This is a genomic window from Acidovorax sp. ST3 (genome assembly GCF_003231145.1).
Lineage (GTDB): Bacteria > Pseudomonadota > Gammaproteobacteria > Burkholderiales > Burkholderiaceae_C > Acidovorax.
Genome location: NZ_QKVP01000001.1, coordinates 966,976 through 985,961, shown reverse-complemented (window position 1 = coordinate 985,961; position 18,986 = coordinate 966,976). Strand labels below are relative to the sequence as shown.

General features: G+C 67.6%; 20 protein-coding genes. 4 read left to right on the top strand and 16 right to left on the bottom strand.

Going from position 1 to position 18,986, the window contains the following annotated elements; genetic code table 11:
• Position 1: 1 nt before the first annotated feature.
• The 4 genes from DNK89_RS04390 to DNK89_RS04375 form a co-directional block, all read right to left on the bottom strand.
• Positions 2-574: a GNAT family N-acetyltransferase gene (locus DNK89_RS04390; RefSeq protein WP_203422189.1), complete on the bottom strand. Its 573-nt coding sequence runs from the start codon at positions 572-574 to the stop codon at positions 2-4.
• Between the two features lie 16 nt (positions 575-590).
• Positions 591-1,229 carry a molybdenum cofactor guanylyltransferase MobA gene (gene mobA, locus DNK89_RS04385; RefSeq protein ID WP_110959031.1) on the bottom strand — a complete coding sequence of 213 codons (639 nt, stop codon included), beginning with the start codon at positions 1,227-1,229 and terminating at the stop codon, positions 591-593.
• A gap of 178 nt (positions 1,230-1,407) precedes the next feature.
• A complete protein-coding gene (gene moaA / locus DNK89_RS04380; protein ID WP_110959030.1) occupies positions 1,408-2,544 on the bottom strand; it encodes a GTP 3',8-cyclase MoaA in 1,137 nt (378 codons plus the stop codon).
• A gap of 47 nt (positions 2,545-2,591) precedes the next feature.
• Positions 2,592-3,011, bottom strand: a complete 420-nt coding sequence (locus DNK89_RS04375; protein ID WP_110959029.1) for a BLUF domain-containing protein — start codon at positions 3,009-3,011, stop codon at positions 2,592-2,594.
• Between the two features lie 190 nt (positions 3,012-3,201).
• Between DNK89_RS04375 and DNK89_RS04370 the strand changes: the two genes are divergently transcribed.
• The gene (locus DNK89_RS04370) at positions 3,202-4,065 is read left to right on the top strand and encodes a type IV pili methyl-accepting chemotaxis transducer N-terminal domain-containing protein (RefSeq protein ID WP_238990684.1); all 864 of its coding nucleotides are present in this window, start codon (positions 3,202-3,204) and stop codon (positions 4,063-4,065) included.
• Positions 4,066-4,093: 28 nt separating this feature from the next.
• Here the strand turns inward: DNK89_RS04370 and DNK89_RS04365 are convergent, their stop codons facing one another.
• The 6 genes from DNK89_RS04365 to DNK89_RS04340 all read right to left on the bottom strand — a co-directional run bounded on the left by DNK89_RS04365 (position 4,094) and on the right by DNK89_RS04340 (position 9,923).
• Positions 4,094-4,777, bottom strand: a complete 684-nt coding sequence (locus DNK89_RS04365; RefSeq protein ID WP_110959027.1) for a hypothetical protein — start codon at positions 4,775-4,777, stop codon at positions 4,094-4,096.
• Positions 4,774-5,772, bottom strand: a complete 999-nt coding sequence (locus DNK89_RS04360) for a hypothetical protein (protein ID WP_110959026.1) — start codon at positions 5,770-5,772, stop codon at positions 4,774-4,776. The genes DNK89_RS04365 and DNK89_RS04360 overlap by 4 nt, the downstream gene beginning before the upstream one ends.
• Positions 5,773-6,145: 373 nt before the next feature.
• Positions 6,146-6,907 (bottom strand): SDR family oxidoreductase, encoded by a 762-nt coding sequence (locus DNK89_RS04355; protein WP_110959025.1) that lies wholly within the window; start codon positions 6,905-6,907, stop codon positions 6,146-6,148.
• Between the two features lie 56 nt (positions 6,908-6,963).
• Complete coding sequence (locus tag DNK89_RS04350; protein ID WP_110959024.1) at positions 6,964-7,590, bottom strand: DUF2889 domain-containing protein; 627 nt, start codon at positions 7,588-7,590, stop codon at positions 6,964-6,966.
• A gap of 91 nt (positions 7,591-7,681) precedes the next feature.
• Positions 7,682-9,115, bottom strand: coding sequence for an aldehyde dehydrogenase family protein (locus DNK89_RS04345; protein ID WP_056067777.1), 1,434 nt, complete (start codon positions 9,113-9,115; stop codon positions 7,682-7,684).
• A 103-nt stretch (positions 9,116-9,218) separates the two neighbouring features.
• The gene (locus DNK89_RS04340) at positions 9,219-9,923 is read right to left on the bottom strand and encodes a Crp/Fnr family transcriptional regulator (RefSeq protein WP_110959023.1); all 705 of its coding nucleotides are present in this window, start codon (positions 9,921-9,923) and stop codon (positions 9,219-9,221) included.
• Between the two features lie 116 nt (positions 9,924-10,039).
• Here DNK89_RS04340 and DNK89_RS04335 point away from each other — a divergent pair, with 116 nt between their 5' ends.
• Both DNK89_RS04335 and DNK89_RS04330 read left to right on the top strand, forming a co-directional pair.
• Positions 10,040-10,564, top strand: a complete 525-nt coding sequence (locus DNK89_RS04335; protein WP_110959022.1) for a DUF962 domain-containing protein — start codon at positions 10,040-10,042, stop codon at positions 10,562-10,564.
• A gap of 46 nt (positions 10,565-10,610) precedes the next feature.
• Positions 10,611-11,642 (top strand): MBL fold metallo-hydrolase, encoded by a 1,032-nt coding sequence (locus DNK89_RS04330; protein ID WP_203422188.1) that lies wholly within the window; start codon positions 10,611-10,613, stop codon positions 11,640-11,642.
• Between the two features lie 136 nt (positions 11,643-11,778).
• Here the strand turns inward: DNK89_RS04330 and DNK89_RS04325 are convergent, their stop codons facing one another.
• The 5 genes from DNK89_RS04325 to DNK89_RS04295 all read right to left on the bottom strand — a co-directional run bounded on the left by DNK89_RS04325 (position 11,779) and on the right by DNK89_RS04295 (position 17,788).
• Positions 11,779-12,954, bottom strand: a complete 1,176-nt coding sequence (locus DNK89_RS04325; protein WP_203422187.1) for an ABC transporter permease — start codon at positions 12,952-12,954, stop codon at positions 11,779-11,781.
• Entirely contained in the window at positions 12,954-14,126 is a 1,173-nt protein-coding gene (locus DNK89_RS04320) for an ABC transporter permease (protein WP_110959021.1), read from the bottom strand. Before DNK89_RS04320 ends, DNK89_RS04325 begins: the two co-directional genes overlap by 1 nt.
• Positions 14,127-14,342: 216 nt before the next feature.
• Positions 14,343-15,323, bottom strand: a complete 981-nt coding sequence (locus tag DNK89_RS04310) for an HlyD family secretion protein (protein WP_110959020.1) — start codon at positions 15,321-15,323, stop codon at positions 14,343-14,345.
• A 182-nt stretch (positions 15,324-15,505) separates the two neighbouring features.
• Positions 15,506-16,948: a TolC family protein gene (locus DNK89_RS04300; RefSeq protein ID WP_238990683.1), complete on the bottom strand. Its 1,443-nt coding sequence runs from the start codon at positions 16,946-16,948 to the stop codon at positions 15,506-15,508.
• Between the two features lie 18 nt (positions 16,949-16,966).
• Complete coding sequence (locus DNK89_RS04295; RefSeq protein ID WP_110959019.1) at positions 16,967-17,788, bottom strand: metal-dependent hydrolase; 822 nt, start codon at positions 17,786-17,788, stop codon at positions 16,967-16,969.
• Between the two features lie 143 nt (positions 17,789-17,931).
• Here DNK89_RS04295 and DNK89_RS04290 point away from each other — a divergent pair, with 143 nt between their 5' ends.
• Positions 17,932-18,555 carry a TetR/AcrR family transcriptional regulator gene (locus tag DNK89_RS04290; protein ID WP_110959198.1) on the top strand — a complete coding sequence of 208 codons (624 nt, stop codon included), beginning with the start codon at positions 17,932-17,934 and terminating at the stop codon, positions 18,553-18,555.
• Between the two features lie 43 nt (positions 18,556-18,598).
• On the opposite strand, the gene DNK89_RS04285 is transcribed toward DNK89_RS04290, so the two are convergent.
• Positions 18,599-18,985, bottom strand: coding sequence for a VOC family protein (locus tag DNK89_RS04285; RefSeq protein ID WP_110959018.1), 387 nt, complete (start codon positions 18,983-18,985; stop codon positions 18,599-18,601).
• Between the last annotated feature and the right edge of the window lies 1 nt (position 18,986).

Sequence of the window (18,986 nt, the reverse complement as noted above, 5' to 3'; positions counted from 1 at the left end):
TTCAGTGGGAGAGCAGCCGCACCATGTGCAGCTTGTCGTAGCCCACGCCATCCACCACGATGGCGTTGGGCAGCAGGCCCCAGGCGCGGAACCCGGCCTGCTCGTACAGGCGCACCACATGCGGGTTGGATGCGGTGACGGTAAGCACCAGCTGGGTCAGCCCGGGCACCTGGCTGGCGGCCCGCACGCAGGCCTCCACCAGCATCCGGCCAATGCCCCTGCGCTGCGCAGCGGGCGACACCATCATGCCCACCACCACGGCGCAGTGGCGCTGCTTGGTGCGCTGTTCGCGCTCGCAACCCAGGCAGCCGAGCAACTGGCCTGCAGCATCGAAGGCGCCCAAAAAGAACTGGCCGGACTCCAGCGCGCCAAACCGCGCCACGTACTCGCTGGCATCGCGGCCCACAGAGGACTCGTAGTCCGAGGTGAAGGCATCCGGCGCCGTGCGCAGTGCCTCGTCGCGCAGGGCTTTGTAGGCCACCGCATCGGCGGCGACCAGGGGGCGGATGTGTACCGCGCCAGCATCCGCTGGTTCCACGCGGTCCACTGCTTCCACGGGAGGGCGATGGTTCATGGGGTGGGCGGGTAGTTCAGGCCTGGGGCGCGCTGCTGCTTTCCAGCGCGTGCAACTCCGCCAGCGTATTGGCGTTGAAGAAGGCCTGGGGGTCGTCGCCCGGCTGGTCAAAGGGCACGATGGCACAGCGGTGCTGGCCCGTCCACGCGTCGATCTTGCGGCCACCGGCCTGGGTGAAGGCGACCAGGCTTTCCAGCAGGTCCACACGCAGCAGGCAGAACACCGGCTGCGGGCGCACGGTGATGTGGCCCTGGCCGTCGTCTTCGGGCGCTGCGGCCATGGCGATGTTGGCGCCCTCGGCGTCTGCCGCAGCCGCCAGGCGCTGGGCGAGGTCCAGCGGAAACAGCGGCGTGTCGCAGGGCACCGTCAGCAGCCAGGGCGTTTCGCAGCGCTCCAGTCCGGTCAGAAAGCCCGCCAGGGGCCCTGCGTAGTCGCTCAGCACGTCAGGCCACACCGGCGTGCCAAACGCTTCGTAGGCCGCCAGATTGCGGTTGGCGTTGACCATCACGTTGCCCGTCTGCATCTGCAGCCGCATCAGCGTGTGCAGGGCCAGCGGCAGCCCGCGAAAGTTCTGAAGGCCTTTGTCGACCCCGCCCATGCGGGAGCCGCGGCCCCCTGCGAGGACCAGGCCGGTGATGTCTTGGGTTTCAATCATGGATGCTCTTCAAAAGAATGCAGGCCGGAATTTCCCGTGGCCTTTGAGACGGCGCTCTGCAGGTCAGGGCAGCCAAGCAAGGGCCGCCCCGCAGCGGAGGCTGCGTCCCCCTTCCCGCATCGCGCAGCGGTGCGAGAGAAGGGGGAAGCGACGCAGTCGCTCAGGGGGGTGTCCGAGGTCATCCGCCGATGTAGCTCATCTCAACGCGCCGCGCCCCCTGGCCGGTATCGGCGGGCAGGCTGCTGCGCAGCTCCGAATAGCGGTCGTTGCGTTGCTGCCAGATGGGGGCGATGGCCGAGGCAATGTCGGCGTCGCTTGCGCCGCCGCGCAGCAGGCTGCGCAGGTCGTAGCCCTGGCTGGCAAACAGGCACAGGTAGAGCTTGCCCTCGGTGGACAGGCGCGCGCGGTTGCAGTCGTGGCAGAAGGCCTGGGTCACGCTGCTGATCACGCCCACCTCGCCCAGTGCGGGATCGTGCTTGCCCTGCGCATCGGCATAGCCCCAGCGTTCGGCGGTTTCTCCGGGGCTGCTCGGGTCCAGCGGCACCAGCGGCAGTTCAGCACGCAGGCGTTCGATGAGTTCGGCCGACGGCAGCACCTGGTCCATGCGCCAGCCGTTGGTGGCGCCCACGTCCATGTATTCGATGAAGCGCAGCGTGGTGCCTGTGCCGCGAAAGTGCCGCGCCATGGGCAAGATTTCGTGGTCGTTGGTGCCGCGCTTGACCACCATGTTGACCTTGATGTGCGACAGACCCGCTGCATGCGCGGCCTCGATGCCGGCCAGCACATCGGCCACCGGAAAGTCCACATCGTTCATGCGGCGAAAGATGGTGTCGTCCAGGCCGTCCAGGCTCACCGTCACGCGGTTCAGGCCCGCGTCCTTCAGGGCCTGGGCCTTGCGTGCGAGCAATGAGCCGTTGGTGGTGAGGGTGAGGTCCGGCGCCACGCCGTCCACGGTGCGCAACTGGGCCAATTGCGCTACCAGGTCTTCGAGGTTCTTGCGCAGCAGGGGTTCGCCGCCCGTCAGGCGGATCTTGCGCACGCCATGCGCCAGAAAAAGCCGCGCCAGCCGAGTGATCTCCTCAAAGCTCAGCAAAGCCCCGTGCGGCAGGTAGGGGTAGTCCTTGTCGAACACTTCCTTGGGCATGCAGTAGTTGCAGCGGAAGTTGCAGCGGTCCGTCACGCTGATGCGCAGGTCGCGCAGCGGGCGGCCCCGGGCATCGGTGAGCAGCCCTGTGGGTTTGACCAGCTGCGCTGGCACTTTGGCCGCCAGCGAGGCCAGCCGCTCATCGACCAGCGGGATCACGCGTTCAGACATGGGTGGGCTCGTTCAGCAGGGCGGGAGGGCGCATGGCCCGCATTTTCTCACTCCAGCCAGCGCACGTTCTGCAGGATCTCGTCGAAGAAGCTGCGCAGCATCAAGGTGCTCATGCTGAAAGGGTCGAAATCCGGGGTGCTGGAGTATTTGAGGAACAGCTGCCGGTTGGCGTCCACCGAGCCCAGAAGCCCCATCGACCAGCTGGTGAAGCGGCGGTGCGGGATCTCGCCAAAGTCCAGCACGGCCGTGTCCTTGTGGCGCGCGTCCTTGAGCAGGCGGTGGTACAGCGCGTTGACGGCAGCGCGGTCGCCTTCGAGCTGCTGCAGGAAGATGCCGTTGTTCAGGCACAGCGCGCCGGTGATGCCCGCGCGGGCATTGTTGCGCTGCGAGGCGCTCAAGATGTCCTTGATGTCCGCAGGGCCGAGCACGCGGGAGGTGCGGCTGGCATAGGTCAGTTGTATCAACATGTTCGTCTCCTGAGCGGCGCAGTGTGTCAGGTTTGGCGGGGAGGTGTGGGCCCTTCTGCGAATGACCTTGAAGGCGGATTTGTTGCTGCAGCGCAAACGATTGCGGCGGATGGCGGGGCGCTTTGATCTGGCGCAGGGCATGGGAATGCTGCGTCGCAACAATGCAGGCATCCGATTTCAAGGGGTTCCCATGCCAGTTCGCGAGGTATTGAACAGGTTCTCCGCCGACGCCATGCCCTGCCAGCGCCGTGTGGCGGTTCAGTGGGTGGCGGCAGGCATCCTGCTGCCCACCTGGGCGAATGGGGCTGGTGGGGCCCAGGCTCAGATGGGGTTGTCCGGCGCCATCAACTATGCGGGCTGGTTCCGTGCGTTGTCGCAACGTATGGCCAAGGCCTATTGCCAGCAGTACCTGCAGGTGCTGCCCGGCGCGGCGGTGGATGTGATGGGGCTGGCCCGCAAGATGGCGCAGTCGGGCAGCAGCGAGCTGGCCCGGGGCATGCAGACCGGGCGCTGGCCCGCCGACGTGGGGCGCCAGCTGGAAGACGTGCAAAAGCAGTTTGCGCTGCTCAACCAGTTGACTGCAGCGCCGGCCACCCAGACCGCCTTGGTCGTTGCGGCCTCCGAGCAGGCTGACCGCACGCTGCTGGTGGCCCAGGCTGTGACCGAGTCCATCGAGAAGATGGCGCAGGCGCCCAGCGCCCGCCTGGTCAACCTGGCGGGCCGCCAGCGCATGCTGTCGCAGCGACTGGCCAAAAACTATTTCTTGAGTGCTGCCAAGGTGGAGTCGAAGGTGGTGCACGCGCAGCTGGCGGCCGATGCGGCCGACTTCCGGCAGGCGCTGCAGACGCTCAAGGCGGCCCCCGTGTCCACGCCCGCCATCCGCAGCGAGCTGGAGCTGGCCGATTCGCAATGGCTGTTCTTCGACGCCGCCCTGCGCCGCCCGGCCGACGACGCCGGGCTCAATGCGGTGGCAACGACCAGCGAGCGCCTGCTGGGTGTGATGGACAAGCTCACCGGCCTGTACGAGGCCGCCCTGCGCGAGGTGCTGGGCTGATCGGCTCCGCGCGGCTTGGCCCATCGGGTCACTGGCCGTTGCAGGCAGCGGGCTGCGTGAAGTCCGCCAAGCGGCAATCGCGCCCCACCAGCACCAGCCGCGTGTCCAGCGCGTCAAAAAATCCTGGCGGTGGGGGCAGTTGCAGGCGCTGCACACGCTTGTTTGCATCGATGCGCACGGCGGCCAACTCGTAGTCGCGCGCCAGGGCCATCCACAGTCCGTGCGCGCCGGCAGACTGGCGTGCCCCGGTCATGAGGCAACGGCCCGAGTCCAGCCACCAGCGATAGATGGCCGTGGCAATGCCCATGCGACGGTAGCCGTGCGCCACCTTGGTGTGGGGTGCGCGCAGGTGGCGGTCGGTGCGGCGGTCCACCTCCACCAGCCGGTTGAACACGGTGTAAGCCACGATGCGGTTGCGCAGTGGATCGATGGCGTACACAAAATATTCGCCATCGGCCTCGCGAAGACGAAACACCAGCCCGCGCAGGTGCAGGGGCAGCGGCCGCATCGCATCGCGCGTGCGGTGGTTGGTGCGGATGCGGTCGTACAGCGCATCGAACTCGCGCTGGATGTCGCGGCCCGACAGGTCCACGTCGATGCGCAGCTCGGTCAGCCAAAGGGCCCAGCGGCCCAGCAGGCCTGGGCTGGACTGCGCTTTGGTGGTGGGGATGGCGGGGCCCGGCAGTTGCAGGCAGAAGGTGCTCGCCGTCATTGCGTGCTCCCAGGGCCGTCCGCCCAGCAGCCGCTCAGCAGGCGCGCGGGTTGTTCGCGGGCGCTGACCTGGGCGCTGTGGGGCCAGTCGGGCAAGGGCACATCCAGGCCCGCATACACGCCATAGGCTTCGCCTGCTTCAATCGTGTCGCCCGCCCACAGGCTTTCTCCCGCCCGGATGGCGCCGCCGGCATGGATATGCCCGCCGGCCCGCACCCCCCAGCCCACCTGCAGGTGGCCCTTGCAGTTCACGTCGCCCGCCACCCACAGGCCCCGGGCTGCCTGCAGGGCCGCGCCGGCTTGCAGGTGGCCGCCCACCTTGATACCGCCTTCGCAGCCCAGGTCGCCCACCACCCGCAGATCCTGTGCCACCCGGCAGTGGCCGCCGATTTGGGCAGCGGCGCCGCAGTCCAGCTCCCCGCCTACGCGCAGGCTGCCCGTGGATTGCAGGCGCTGCGCCACGGTCAGCGACCAGCCCACGCGCATATCGCCCTGCAGCCGTGCGCTGCCCTCGCAGCGCACCGCGCCCGCCACGCGCAGGTCTTCGCCCACGCGCAGTGCACCGCCCACCCGCAGGCCGCCCAGCACGCTCAGGCTGCGGCCCGTGCGCAGCACACCTTCTACGTCGGCATGGCCCCGGCAGCGCACGCTGCCGGCAAACACCAGCGCGTCAGCCTCCAGGTGGTCCACCTCCAGCACATCGTTGGTGGGGCCGAACTGGTCCAGCATCCAGCACGCGTCCTCCACGCGGCCCTCGCGCACCAGGTCGTCCAGCAACGCCTGGTAGTTGCTGGCGCCCTCATGGCGACGCAGGTACCAGCGGTAGCCGTCGGCGCAGGGCTGCTTGGCACGGATGAACTGGCGGGTGATGTCGGCGGCTGCTGCGTGGGTTATGGCCTGATCGACAGCACCCTCGCGCGCGAGCGCAGGGGCAGCAAGTGGGTGCGCGGGCGCGCATGGGGCGAGCGAAATCTCGCCCGAAGGGAACGGGGGCATGGACACTCCTGACGTCCGCGCCCCGGCCGTGGCCAAGGCGCAAGCTGGCGCTGGGCGTGGGGCCCGGCGACAGGAGGTGCGCGAAAAGAATGCGGAGGGGAGGGGTGTCGCCGGGCTCAGGAATCTGCAGCGAAGGTGCAGAGAGCGCGGTCACCGGCCTGGAGCGTGGCCTGCGAGCGCGCGCCACGGCGCAGCGGCGCGGTGGCGCTGGCAGCTGGGGTGTGGGGCTGGCTCGCAAACATCGGCGGCACTATAGGCAGCAGGGCCACCACCGTCAAATCAATCCGCACTGTCCTAGTGCGGATTGGGGCGCTCAAAAAAGGGGCGTAGTGGCTGCTTCAGGGCATGCCAGGACGCCTGTTGGCGTGCTTGCTTAAACGCAGCGCCCGCCGTCGACCTCAATGCACACGCCGCTGATGAACGATGCCTCTTCGCTCGCCAGGTACAGCGCCGCATTGGCCACATCGAGCGCGGTGGAGAAGCGGCCCAGCGGAATGGTGGCCAGGAACTTGGCGCGGCGCGCATCGTCCACCGGGCCGCCTGCAAACTCGGCAGCCAGGCCCGTGTCGGGGTTGAACACGGGGTTGATGCAGTTCACGCGGATGTTGTCCGGGCCCAGCTCGGCCGCCATGGACTTGCTGGTGATGATCACCGCGCCCTTAGAGCCGTTGTACCAGGTGAGGCCCGGGCGGGGGCGCAGCCCGGCGGTGGAGGCGATGTTGATGATGCTGCCGCCACCTGCCTGGCGCAATGCAGGCACGGCGTGGATGGCGCTCAGGTAGATGCTCTTCATGTTGATGGCATAGACCTTGTCGAACTCTTCCTCGCTCACTTCGAGCATGGGGCGGTTGCGGTGCGTCCAGCCCGCGTTGTTCACCACCACGTCCAGGCGGCCGTACAGGCGCACGGCTTCGTCGACCATGGCCTTCACTTCGGCGGACTTCGTCACGTCGGCCTTGAAGAAGGCGGCGGTGCCACCGGCGGCCGTGATCTCGGCCACCACACGCTGGCCGCCCACCTCGTTGATGTCGTTGACGATGACCTTGCCGCCTTCAGCGGCCAGGCGCTTGGCGATGCCTTCGCCAATGCCGTTGCCAGCGCCGGTGACGATGATGGATTTGTTCTGCACACGCATGGGTGTCTCCGATGGGTTGTGGTGATATATCAAAATTGATAGCTACCAGCGCATATTCAAACAGCGCTAGCGCCCGATGGGGCTGAAATTTCAGTGGCCGAAACCGTATCGGCCGTAGAGGGAGCCGGGGCGGGTGCCTTGGGCTGCCGGCCATAGAACTGGGGGAAAAACTCTTTCACGCCTTGGCCATTGAAGTCCCATCCCGTGCACTGGCCCAGGTGGCGCGGCGGCTCGGCAGGATCGCTGGACGAAAACACCGCAGGCACTGACTGGAACGCTGCCGTGGCCAGGTTGAACAGCAGCTCGCGCAGGTGTGTGCAGCTTTCCACGCCGCCCAGGTGCTTCTGGATGGCCTGGCGCCAGCCGCGTGCCATGCTGCAGCCCACCATGCGCTGCAGCGCTGCCTGGGCCTCGGTGCAGCCTTTGAGCGGATGCGAATCCATGGACACATCCACCGCCTGCACCACCAGCTGGCGGTTCACGGTCACGCGCAGCCACATGTGGTGGATGGCCTCGCCTGCCAGGCGTTGCTTGGTAGGGTCGCGAAAGGAGGTGGCGTCGTAGGCCTTGCTGTCGTGCAGCTCGCCTTCGATGTCCCACAGGCCATCGTCGCGTTCAAAGCCCTGGTAGTTCACCCGGCGGACATGTTTCAGGGTGCGGGGGGCGGGGGGACTCAGCGGCATGGAAAAAGAAAAATCGTCGTGCAGAAGCGGCCAAGGCTACTGGGGCCTGCCTGCACTGTCGTGCGCAGGCGAGACACCCTGCAATGCCTCTTCAACCGTACTTGATGGCAACGGTTTTCAGAGTGGTGAAGCCGTACAGCGCCTCAAAGCCCTTTTCGCGCCCATAGCCGCTGGATTTGACGCCGCCAAAGGGCAGCTCCACACCGCCCGCAGCGCCGTAGTTGTTGATGAACACCTGCCCGCTGTGCACACGCTTGGCCATGCGGAACTGGCGCGCGCCGTCGCGCGTCCAGATGCCCGCAACCAAGCCAAACTGCGTGGCGTTGGCCAGTTCCACGGCGTGGTCTTCGTCCTGAAAGGCCATGGCAGACAGCACGGGACCGAAGACCTCTTCTTGCGCCAGGCGATGGCCCACGGGCACATCGCGCAGCAAGGTGGGGGCCTGGTAGTAGCCGGTCTCGGGGGCTTCGTCCACCACCACGCCCTGGGCCACCATGGGGATGCCAGCCACTTGCGCGTCGGAGAGGAAATCCCACACGCGCTGCTGTTGCGTCTGGCGAATCAGTGGGCCCACGTCCAGGTCCATGGCGGCGGGGCCGACGCGCAGCTTTTCAAACGCCTTGCCCAGGCGCTCCAGCAGGGGTTCGTAGATCAGCGAGTCGATCAGCACGCGCGAGCCGGCCGAGCAGGTCTGCCCGGCGTTCTGCACGATGGCGTTGATGACCACGGGGATGGCGGCGTCCAGGTCGGCATCCGCAAAGATGATCTGCGGGCTCTTGCCACCCAGCTCCAGCGTGACGGGGCAGTGGCGCTCGGCAGCCACTTGCTGGATCAGCGTGCCGATCTTGGGGCTGCCGGTGAAGCTGATGTGGTCGATGCCGGGGTGGCGCGCCAGCGCGTCGCCCACTTCATGGCCGTAGCCGGTGACGATGTTGAGCGCGCCGGCGGGGAAGCCCACCTCGGCCGCGAGTTGCGCCACACGGATCAGCGAGAGGCACGCGTCTTCGGCCGGCTTGACCACGCACACATTGCCCGCCGCCAGCGCGCCGCCCACGCTGCGGCCGAAGATCTGCATGGGGTAGTTCCAGGGGATCACATGGCCCGTGACGCCGTGGGGCTCGCGCCAGGTGAGCACGCTGTAGCCGTCAGGGTAGGGAATGGTCTCGCCGTGGAACTTGTCGCACGCACCGGCGTAGAACTCGAAGTAGCGTGCCAGCGCAATGGCGTCGGCCCGTGCCTGTTTGGTGGGCTTGCCGCAGTCGCGCTGCTCCAGCGCCGTCAGCTCGTCTGCATGCTCCAGGATCTTGGCCGAGAGCTTTTGCAGCAGGCGGCCGCGTTCCACCGGGGCCAGCTTCTGCCACACCGCGTGGTAGCACTGGCGGGCTGCATGCACCGCCGCGTCGATGTCGTCGGCGTTGCTGCGCTGGATCTCGTCGAAGGGCTGGCCGTCGGACGGGTCGATCACAGGGATCGTGCGGCCCGAGGACGAGGGCACCGAGGCGTTGGCGATGTAGTTGAGTTGCATGGCCGCCATTTTGCCCGGAAATGGAATGTGTGCTTAGTATTTGTGTAAAAACCGGCCGATGCGCTAGTACATCATGCCTTGGATGCTATTGATTCGATAGTAATCAGGCGCAAACGCCCCGCAGGCCGGCCAGGTCCAGAATCTCCACCTCGCCGCGCTGCACGCGCACCAGCTGGCGCGACTCCAGGTCCTTGAGGATCTGGTTGGTGGTCTGGCGCGAGATCGCCAGCATCAACGACAGCTGCTCTTGCGAGATCTCGATCACCCGCCGCGACTGTCCTTCGGCCGTCCACTGCCCGTAGCCCTCGGCCATCATCACCAGGCGCCGTGCCAGGCGCTGCGGGGCGGGCAACAGCGCAAGCTCTTCCATCGCCACAAAGGCCGAGCGCAGCTTGTCGGTCATCAACAAAGCCAGCGCATGCCAGTGCTGCGGGTGGGCCTGCAGCCAGTGCTGCAGCCGCTCGTGCGGGATGTGCACCAGGGTCGTGGGTTCGGTGGCCTGCGCATCGTGCGTGCGGGCCGAGTTGTCAAACACCGAGATCTCGCCAAACCAGTGCGGCGGCTCCAGGCGGATGAGCAGTGCCGCACGCGCCTCATCGGCCCGCCCCCGGGTGCCCGAGATGCTGACCGCGCCGCGCACCACCGCATACAGGCCACAGGGCGCATCACCACGCCGGAACAGCACCTCACCCGTCGCCAAATGGCGCAACTGCGCCATGGCAATCAGCGGCTGGGCAAAGTCGGGCGGCAGGTGGGCAAACCAGCGGCCAGTCTGGAGGACGGGTAAATAGGCAGAAGGGGTGGACATGGGATGCGAGTGAACGGGGCAGGAGGGCGGCGGGGGTTTTGTCGTCTGCACGACAGACGCTGGCGCAGCCCGAGAGCGAGTATTGATGCTGCGCAAAACACATGCCGGAGACACCCATGAAAACCCTGATCGACCACCTCTCCCAATACGCCGACTACCACCGCGACCCGCGCAACATCCACACCCATTTTGTGGGCGTGCCCATGATCATGTTTGCCGTCGTCATCCTGCTGTCGCGCCCGACCTGGATGGTGGGGGCGGTGCCGGTAAGCCCGGCGCTGCTGGCTGCGCTGGCGGCCAGTGTTTTCTACTTCCGCCTGGACATGCGCTTTGGCCTGGCCATGGCCGCGCTGCTGGCGGCCATGCTGGTGGGCGGGCAATGGGTGGCCGCCCAGACCCTGGCCGTGTGGCTGGCCACGGGCATTGGCCTGTTTGCGGTGGGCTGGGTGATCCAGTTCGTGGGCCACTACTACGAAGGCCGCAAGCCCGCGTTTGTGGACGACCTGGTCGGCCTGATCGTGGGCCCGCTGTTTGTGGTGGCGGAGTGGGCGTTTGCCCTGGGCCTGCGCAAGGAAGTGCAGGCGGCGGTGGAAGCGCGCAGCGGCCCGGTGCGCCTGCGTACCGGTCAGGCGACTGCATGAAGACCCCAAACTCTCCCAACGGTATGGCGCAGACGAGGAAGGCGGCGTGAGGCGCTCTCGGCTGCTACGGCGCACGCTGCAGGCATTGCTGGTCTTGGCTTTGGCGGCATTGGGCGTGCTGGTGTGGGCGCTGCAGCAGCATCCTTCGCTGCAGCCGTACGCTGACCTGCGCTGGCAGCCGCCAGCGAGTGGTGCCGGGGCGGGGCAGGTGCCGCTCAAGGTCACGTTCATGGGCGTTTCCACGGTCTTGCTGGACGACGGTGAGACGGCCGTGATGACCGACGGATTCTTCTCGCGACCCGGAAAACTGCAGGCTTTTCTGGGCAAGGTTGAGCCCGATGTGCAGGCCATTGCGCTGGGGCTGCAGCGCGCTGGTTTGCCCGGCGCTGCAGGTCGGCTTGCGGCCGTGATTCCTGTGCATTCGCACTACGACCATGCCATGGACGCGCCCGAAGTGGCTCGCCGCACCGGTGCGCTGCTACTGGGGTCGGAGTCCACCGCCAACGTGGGGCGCGGCCTGGGGCTGGCCGAATCGCAGATCCGCGTGGCGAAGCTGGGCGAGCCCATGCGGTTTGGACGCTTTACCGTCACGCTGCACCCCAGCCGCCACGCGCCCACGGGTTTCACCGGCGGCGAGATCACTGAACCGCTGCGCCCACCCGTACGTGCCAGCGAATACAAAGAAGGCCAGAGCTACGCACTGCATGTGGCGCATGGCGGCCGCACCTTGCTCATCGTAGGCAGTGCGGGGTTTGAACCCGGGGCATTGCGCGGAGTGCAGGCCGATGTGGTGTTGCAGGGCATCGGTGCGCTGGGCCCCCGGCCCGAAAGCTACCGCGACGCGCTGTGGACCGAAGTGGTCGCCACTGTGGGCGCCCGGCGCGTCATCCCCATTCACTGGGATGACTTTTGGCAGCCGCCCGGTCAGCCCATGCAGCCCATGCCACCACCGCTGGATGACTTTGACGCGTCCATGGCATTTCTGCGTGACCGTGGCGCGCGCGACGGGGTGGAGGTGCGCCTGCCGCTGGAGTGGCAGGCCATGGATGTGTGGGCCGGGCTGCCCGCGCGCCTTTAGAGCGGCTAACAAAACTCTTCTGGCGTCGTTGCTGTGTCTTGTCGTACTGCTCGTACTGCCTGCGACACAGCGCCTAGCCAGAACCGCTTCGCTGAGTTTTGTTAGCCGCTCTTAGTGCGATGAGCCGTGCGCTGCATCAGACGGCCCGGGCCGTGCGCGCAGGCCTTGCCTTGTACAACACGGTGGCCGTGCACACCGCACCCAGCGCCACCAATGCACACAGGTAAGGCAGCGCGGTGGACAGCGGCGCGCCCAGCTGGTTCAGCCGCAGCGACGCCTGCACACCCGAGGTGCTGGGCAGCAGCCAGTGCAGCCACTGCAGCGGCTCGGGCAGGGCCTCCACCGGCCACGAGAAGCCTGCGACGAACGCGATGGGCAGCGTGGTGAACAGCAGCACCTGCAGCGCGCGTTCGCGGTTGCCAAACCAAAGGCCCAGCAAAGCGCCGAGGGCAGCGATGGCCGGGATGTAGCAGGCCAACAACGCCAGCGCCCCCAGCGGGTTGCCGCCGCGCGGGTAGTCGTGCAGCACAAAGATCCACCCGAAGTAGAACAGCCCACTGGCCCAGCCCAGCGTGCACAGCGCCAGCAGGCGGCCCAGCCAGGTGGTGGCGCGGGCGCGGTGCTGGCCGCTTTCGACCCAGGTGCCGGTGAGCATCGCAGCGCCCATCAGCAGGGTCTGCTGCAGGATGAGCAGCGCCACCGCGGGCACCACAAAGCTGCCGTAGCCCTCGGTAGGGTTGAACAGCGCCACCATCTGCAGCTGCACCGGCGCGCGGCTGGCGCGGGCCTGTGGGGCGCTTTGGCCGCCGGCCTGCAGCTTGCGGATCTCAACCCCGGCAGACACCGTGCCGACGGCTTCCGCAAAGCCGTATTGCACCGCCTTGTTCAGCAGCGCGTAGGCGCCGTTGGCCTCGATGCTGACCACCGCGTTTTCGCCGCGCACCACGTTGCGCTTGAGCCCGGCTGGGATCACCGCATAGCCCTCGATCTCGCCACGCCACAGGGCCTCCTGCGCCTCGCGCTCGCTACCGGTGACCAGATGCACCTCGATGCGCGGGTCGGCGTCGGCAAAGCGGGTGATCTGGCGCGACAGGCTGGTGTGGTCCAAGTCCACGACGGCCACGGGGACGCGGGTCAGCACCTCGTCGGCATAGAACCAGGGATAGAAAAAGCCGTAGAGCACGGGTGCGCCCACCAACAGCAGCAGCACGCCCTTGTCGCGCACCACGGTGGCCAGCGCGTGCAGCCAAGCGCCCAGCAGGCCTTGCTGCGAGGGAGTTGCCACGGGCACGGGTTGTGTTGTCGTGTTCATCAGCGGCCTCCCCACGTGTCGGGGCGCTGGTGCGCCAGCGTGAGCGCGGTGGCACCCAGCAGCCACAGCACGGCGGTGGCGAGGATCAGCGCCACGACGGTCGATACGCTGGTGGCCACGGGCGCCCCCATTTGCAACTGCTCGATCTGCAGGCGGATGTAGTGCGTGAACGGCATGGCCTCGGCCCAGGCGCGGGCGCTGCCGGGCATGCCCGCGAGTGGGAAGGCCACGCCGCTGAACGCAAACGCCGGTGCCGCAAAAAAGCCCGCACCCGACAACGCGGTGCGCAGCGACCGCGTGATACCCGCCAGCGCAGCGCCAGCGGTGATCGACACGGCCATCAGCAGCGCAAGCGCCGCAGCCACCCACCACAGGTTGCCCGGCGGGTGCCAGCCCCGGCCCCAGGTGATGCCCACCAGCGCCAGCAGGCCCACCAGCGTGAGAGACACCCAGGGCAGGGCGAGCTTGCCGGCCAGCGCGCCTGCCGTGCGCACCCAGCCCCCCGCGCCCAGCCATTCGCCCAGCGTGCGGTCACGCAGTTCGCGGCCCACCGTCCAGGCGCCGGCCGTCATGGCCAGGATGTGCAGCAGGGCGGGGATCAGCGCCGCGCCCAGAAACTGCTCGTAGTTGCTGGACACATTGAACAGCGCCACCATCTGCGTATGGATGGGCTCCATGCTCACATGCACGGCCTGGGCGCTTTCGCCGCGCTTGTTGCGTGCGGCCATCTCGATACCCGCCGACAAGGTGCCCACGGCCGTGCGCACATCGCGCTGCAGCAGTCCGGAGTGGGTGGACATCTGCGCGTTGTGCAGCAGCGTGACCTGCGCGGCGCGGCCTTCCTTCACGGTGCGCGCAAAGTCGCGCGGGATGGAGACCACGGCGTACACGTCCACCGCCCGCAGCGCGCGTTCGGCCTCGGCCGCGTTGGTGAAGTGCTGGGTGATCTGCACGCCCGGCGTGGCGTCCAGCATGCGCACCAGCTGGCGCGACAGGCTGGAGTGGTCGTCGTCCACCACGCCCACCGCCAAGTGGCGCGGCAGGCCGGCCGAAAAGATCCACCACAAGAGCGCCACGCCCAGCAGCGGCACCCAAGTGACCATGGCCAGGTCCCACGGGTCGGCTGTCAGACGGCGGGCCTCGCGGCGAAGGCTGTTTGCTATTGAATTCATAGCTGTTTGCGCTTGTAAGATAAGCGCTGGAGGCACTTTTTTGGATCTGTTTTCCATCGCGCTCCACTCCCGTCGCGGAATTCGGAACAGGCGCGGCCCGGCGAGGGCAGCCGAGCAAGGGCCGCCCCGCAGCGAGGGCTGCGTCCCCCTGCCCGCAACGCATAGCGTTGCGAGAGCGGGGGGAAGCGCCGAAGGCGCTCAGGGGGGTGTCGCATTTCAGTTCACCAGCACCGTCATACCGGGGCGTGCTCCTTCGATGGGGGCCGCCGGGCGCGCGCGCACTTCAAACGTGCGGGCGTCAAAGCCCTGGCCTGCGCGCGTGGCGCGCCAGGTGGCAAAGTCCGGCAGCGCAGCCGTGTGGTAGACCTTGAACTTCACGGTTTTGCCGCCCAGCGCGGGCAGCGTGGCGTCGAACTCGTTGCCGATGGCAAAGCGTTGCAGGCGGTCTTCGCGCACGTTCAGCACGACCCACTGGTCTTTGAGATCCACCACCGTGACCACGGCCACGCCCTGGGGCGACAGCTCGCCGGTGCGGGCCAGCACCTTGGCCACTTCGCCGGCGACGGGGCTCTTGAGTTCGGTCTCGGCCTGGGCGGCCTGCACCTCGGCCACCACGCCCGCCACCTGGCGCGCCTGGGCGCTGGCGGCGGATCGGTCTTCGCTGCGCGCACCGGCGCGGGCCAGGTCGTACTGGGCCTTGGCGGCCAGTGCCTGGTCGCGTGAGGCCTTGAAGTTGGCCTCGGCCTCGTCGCGTTTTTGCGCCGCCACCAGGCCCTCGCGGGCCAGGCCATCGACGCGTTTGAAGGACGACTCGGCCAGGTCGGCAGCGGCCACAGCGCGCTGCCAGTTCAGGCGGGCCATCTCCACCTCTTGCGGGCGGGCGCCGCTCTCGGCCTTGGCGGCCACGGCCTGGGCGGCCTCCTGGGCGGCGGTGGCCTGTGCCAGCTTGGCCTTGACCTCGGGGCTGTCCATGCGGATCAGGGGCGCGCCCACGGCGATCTGGTCGCCTTCCTTCACCAGGATCTGCGCAATGCGCGCGGTGACCTTGGGGGCGATGTCGGCCTCTTGCGCTTCGATCTGGCCCTGAAAGACTTCGGGCGCGGGCTGCGAGGCCTTCCACAGGCCAAAGCCCACAAACCCTGCCACGGCCACAAAGGCCACGGTGCCGACCGCGATTTTTGTTGTCTTGCTACTCATGGTGTTTGCTCTCTCTTCTCAGTGATTCGTGGCTGTAGTGTGTGAAACCGGCGCGACCCCAGCGCGGGCAGCCGCGCAAGGGCCGCCCCGCCGCGCTGGCTGCGTTCCCCTGCCCGAACTGCGCAGCAGTTCGAGAGCGGGGGGAAGCCGCGAGGCGGCTCAGGGGGGTGTTCCAAGTGATTTCACTCCACTTTCAGCACATCAGCGCGCGCCATGTATTTGCCAAAGTCTTCCGACAGGCCGCAGGCCTCCAGCAGGTCGGCCAGCGCCTTCACGTAGTCGTGGGCGGCCTGGGCGCGTTCGGTCTGGGCCTTGGCCTGGTTGACCTGGGCGTCGATCAGGTCCAGCGTGGTGCTGGTGCCCGCCTTCAGGCCCGAGATGCGCAGGCGCAGCACTTCGTCGGCCAGCTCCAGCCCTGGCTGCAGCGCAAAGTAGGCGCGGCGCGCCTGCTCCAGGGCCAGCCAGCGCTTTTCCACCAGCAGGGCAATGTCGTTCTGCGCCTGCGCACCGGTGCGCTCGGCCTGCTCGATCTGGCGGTTGGACGACTCGGCCAGCGCGTTGCGGTCGATGGAGTCCCACAGCGTCCAGCGCACGCCCACGCCGGCCACCCAGTCGGCATCGCGGCCGGTCTTGAGCTGGCGCTGGCCAAACGCGAACACCTGGGGCTTGCGCAGTGCCTCCTGGGCGGCGTGCAGTTGCGTGGCTTGTTCTTTCTTGGCGGCCACCTTGTCCAAGCCGGGGTGATGGGCCAAAGCGGTGTCGATGAAGTGGGGCAGGGGCTCGACCGGCTGGCTCAGCACAAACAGGGGGCTGGTGGGCGTGACAGGGTCGGACGCCTTCAGGGTGCGGGTCAGCGCCGTGGCGGCCAGCTCGGCATCGTCGCGGGCCTTGCGGGCATTGCGGCGGGCCTCTTCCAGGGCGGAGCGGGCCTGCAGGCGTTCGACGCGCGCGATCACACCGGCGTCCAGCATCTTCTGCGCGGCAGCGTCGTGCTGTTCGATGGTCGCCAGGGCCGATTCACGCAGCACGGCAGCGCGCTGCGCGAGCTGGGCGCCAAAGTAGCGCTGCACCAGCAAGGTGGTGGCCTCGTGGCTGGTTTTGGCGGCGTCGGCCTGGGCCTCTTGCGCCTGGGCATCCAGCAGGCCCCGGGCGGCATTGCTGGCCCCGCCCATGTAGAGGGGCCAGATGGCGGAGACCGAGGCCGTGGTGTCGCTCTTGCTGCGGTTGAGCGTGTAGCTGGACGGCAGGTGGGGCAACTGGGCCAGCGAGCCCGCCAGCGGGGGTGGCAGCTGCGACAGCACGCCGGGCAGGGCGCGGTTCAGCGGGTTCAGGTCCACGTCCAGGTTGGCGTTGTAGGTGTAAGCGGCGCCGCTCAGGTTGACCACCGGGCCGCCCAGGCGCTGCATGGCGTCGCGGCGCAGCTGGGCGCTTTCGACGGCGTTGCGCGATGCGGCCAGCTGGTCGGAGCGCTGCTGCAGCTGCTGCAGAGCGGCATCAAATGCCAGGGGACCAGCGTGGGCCTGCAGGGGCAGCAGGGTCAAGGGGGCCAAGGCGGTCGATGCAAGCAGGCAGAGCAAAGCCGCGCCTGCCCGGCCTGTGTGCCGGGGCGTGGTGGGATGGGTCATGGTGTCAGGTCGTGGTTGTCAGCGCGCACCCACGGGGGTGTAGGCGTTGCTGTGCTCTGCCAGCCAGCGTGCCGACAGGTCGGTGCCGTGCTGGCTGGGGTGAAAGTCGGGGCGCAGGTATTCGCGCCAGGGGCGCCAGGTCTCACGCACCAGGCCGCCCTTGCCGAACAGCGTGCGTGCGGCGCTAGTCCAGGTGCTCCATTTCCACAGCGAGCCATCGCGGCGCAGGTTCAGCACCGTCTGGCGCAGCACATCGCCGAGGAAGACCACCGTGATGCGGCGGAACCAGGTGATGCGCCACTCATGGTTGCCGCCCAGCGCCTGGTAGAGGTCGAAGGCGGTGTTCTTGTGCTCGGACTCTTCGGCGCAGTGCCACTGCCACATCGTGGCCAGGCGTGGCTCGGCGCCCTGCAGCACCTCGGGGTGGGCCAGCAGCCATTCGGCCAGCAGCGCGGTGAAGTGCTCGTTGGCTGCGGTCACGGCCAGTGGATGGCGTGGGTCGGCGTCTGCAAACAGCTTCATGCGCTCTTGCGCACGCGGGGCCCATTCATTGGCGAGGCCCTGCTGGTCGAGGTGGCCGTTGAACAGCGCGTGGATGCGGCGGTGCGTGGCCTCTTGCCCGATGAAACCGCGCACCTCGTCGGCAAACTGCGCCTGTTTGTCGGGGGGCAGGGCCTTGTGGCCGTCACGCACGGCGTCGATGAAGAACTGCTCGCCCACCGGAAAGCTCATCGACAGCGCATTGAACAGCGCCGAGCGAAACGCGTCGCCACCACACCAGTGGCGCGCAAACGGCGTCTCCAGGTCGATCAGCAGGCGGCGGACAACGAGTTCGGTCATGAAGAAGGCTCCTGGCGCAAAGGGGTGCCGCACGGTGGTGCACAGGTTTGGTACTTTGTAGTACCGATTGGGTTTGTATGATGCAGATCAACTATGGTACTGTCAAGTACCTCGTCAAATTTTCTGCCTTGCGATCTGCCTCCATGAGTGAAGTCACCGCCCCAACTGCTGCGCCCGCTGCGCCCGTTGCAGGCACCGAACACCGCGCCCGCCTGCTGGAAGGCATGGCGCGCGCCGTGGCCGCCAAGGGCTATGCCGACACCACCATTGCCGACATCGTGCGCGAAGCCAGCGTGTCGCGCCGCACCTTTTATGAAAACTTTGTCGACAAGGCCGAATGCCTGACCGCACTGTACGAAGCGGCCAGTGGCAACGCGATAGCCGTGCTGCGCGCAGCCATTGACCCGCTCAGCGACTGGGAGGCCCAGGTGGAGCAGGCCATGGCGGCCTACTTTGGCGTGCTGGCCCGCAACCCCGTGCTGCTGCGCACCTTGTTCATCGACATCTTGGGCCTGGGCCCCACGGGCCTGGCCGCGCGCCGCCGCGCCAACCAGCAACTGGCCGACCTGATGCTGGACGTGGTGAACAACCGCCCGGGCGAGCGCAAACGCAAGGCCCCGCTGCAACCCATGATGGCCATGGCCGTGGTGGGGGGCATCAATGAAATGGTGCTGCACTCCATCGAGCAGGACCGGGCCGGGCAGCTGCAAGAGCTGGTGGAGCCCGCTTCCACGTTGTTGCGGGCGGCAATCTCTGCAGAGTTTTGAATCTGTTGGGGTAATGCTTACCGCTGCCCGCGCAGCGAGCGCCTCACACCTCGTTGGCAATCTCGATCAGGTTGTCGTCCGGGTCGTAGATATAGACCGAGCGCAGCCGGTGGCGGGCGCCCGTTGCTCCCACCGGGCCTTGCACGATGGCGACGCCTTCGGCCTGCAGGTGGGCGATGACGTCTTCGAGCGGCATCCGGGTGAGAAAGCACAGGTCGCCCGAGCCCGCCGTCGCATGGCGCACATTGGGATCCACCACCGTGCCCACTTCGTGCAGGTTGATCTTTTGCGTGCCGAAGTGCAGCGCGTACCGCTGGGGCTTGAACTCCCGCGCGGTCATGCCCAGCACACGCTCATAAAACGCAATGGTTTTGGAGATGCTGGCGACGGTGAGCACGACGTGGTCGAGTGAATCCAGGACGATGGGCATG

Coding starts and splice junctions, on each gene's coding strand:
- DNK89_RS04390 (WP_203422189.1), bottom strand. CDS start 574: ATGAACCATCGCCCTCCCGTGGAAGCAGTGGACCGCGTGGAACCAGCG.
- DNK89_RS04355 (WP_110959025.1), bottom strand. CDS start 6,907: ATGCGTGTGCAGAACAAATCCATCATCGTCACCGGCGCTGGCAACGGC.
- DNK89_RS04290 (WP_110959198.1), top strand. CDS start 17,932: ATGAGTGAAGTCACCGCCCCAACTGCTGCGCCCGCTGCGCCCGTTGCA.
- DNK89_RS04335 (WP_110959022.1), top strand. CDS start 10,040: ATGAAAACCCTGATCGACCACCTCTCCCAATACGCCGACTACCACCGC.
- DNK89_RS04340 (WP_110959023.1), bottom strand. CDS start 9,923: ATGTCCACCCCTTCTGCCTATTTACCCGTCCTCCAGACTGGCCGCTGG.
- DNK89_RS04375 (WP_110959029.1), bottom strand. CDS start 3,011: ATGTTGATACAACTGACCTATGCCAGCCGCACCTCCCGCGTGCTCGGC.
- DNK89_RS04350 (WP_110959024.1), bottom strand. CDS start 7,590: ATGCCGCTGAGTCCCCCCGCCCCCCGCACCCTGAAACATGTCCGCCGG.
- DNK89_RS04325 (WP_203422187.1), bottom strand. CDS start 12,954: ATGAACACGACAACACAACCCGTGCCCGTGGCAACTCCCTCGCAGCAA.
- moaA (WP_110959030.1), bottom strand. CDS start 2,544: ATGTCTGAACGCGTGATCCCGCTGGTCGATGAGCGGCTGGCCTCGCTG.
- DNK89_RS04295 (WP_110959019.1), bottom strand. CDS start 17,788: ATGACCGAACTCGTTGTCCGCCGCCTGCTGATCGACCTGGAGACGCCG.
- DNK89_RS04300 (WP_238990683.1), bottom strand. CDS start 16,948: ATGACCCATCCCACCACGCCCCGGCACACAGGCCGGGCAGGCGCGGCT.
- DNK89_RS04360 (WP_110959026.1), bottom strand. CDS start 5,772: ATGCCCCCGTTCCCTTCGGGCGAGATTTCGCTCGCCCCATGCGCGCCC.
- DNK89_RS04345 (WP_056067777.1), bottom strand. CDS start 9,115: ATGCAACTCAACTACATCGCCAACGCCTCGGTGCCCTCGTCCTCGGGC.
- DNK89_RS04320 (WP_110959021.1), bottom strand. CDS start 14,126: ATGAATTCAATAGCAAACAGCCTTCGCCGCGAGGCCCGCCGTCTGACA.
- DNK89_RS04370 (WP_238990684.1), top strand. CDS start 3,202: ATGCCAGTTCGCGAGGTATTGAACAGGTTCTCCGCCGACGCCATGCCC.
- DNK89_RS04365 (WP_110959027.1), bottom strand. CDS start 4,777: ATGACGGCGAGCACCTTCTGCCTGCAACTGCCGGGCCCCGCCATCCCC.
- DNK89_RS04310 (WP_110959020.1), bottom strand. CDS start 15,323: ATGAGTAGCAAGACAACAAAAATCGCGGTCGGCACCGTGGCCTTTGTG.
- DNK89_RS04285 (WP_110959018.1), bottom strand. CDS start 18,985: ATGCCCATCGTCCTGGATTCACTCGACCACGTCGTGCTCACCGTCGCC.
- mobA (WP_110959031.1), bottom strand. CDS start 1,229: ATGATTGAAACCCAAGACATCACCGGCCTGGTCCTCGCAGGGGGCCGC.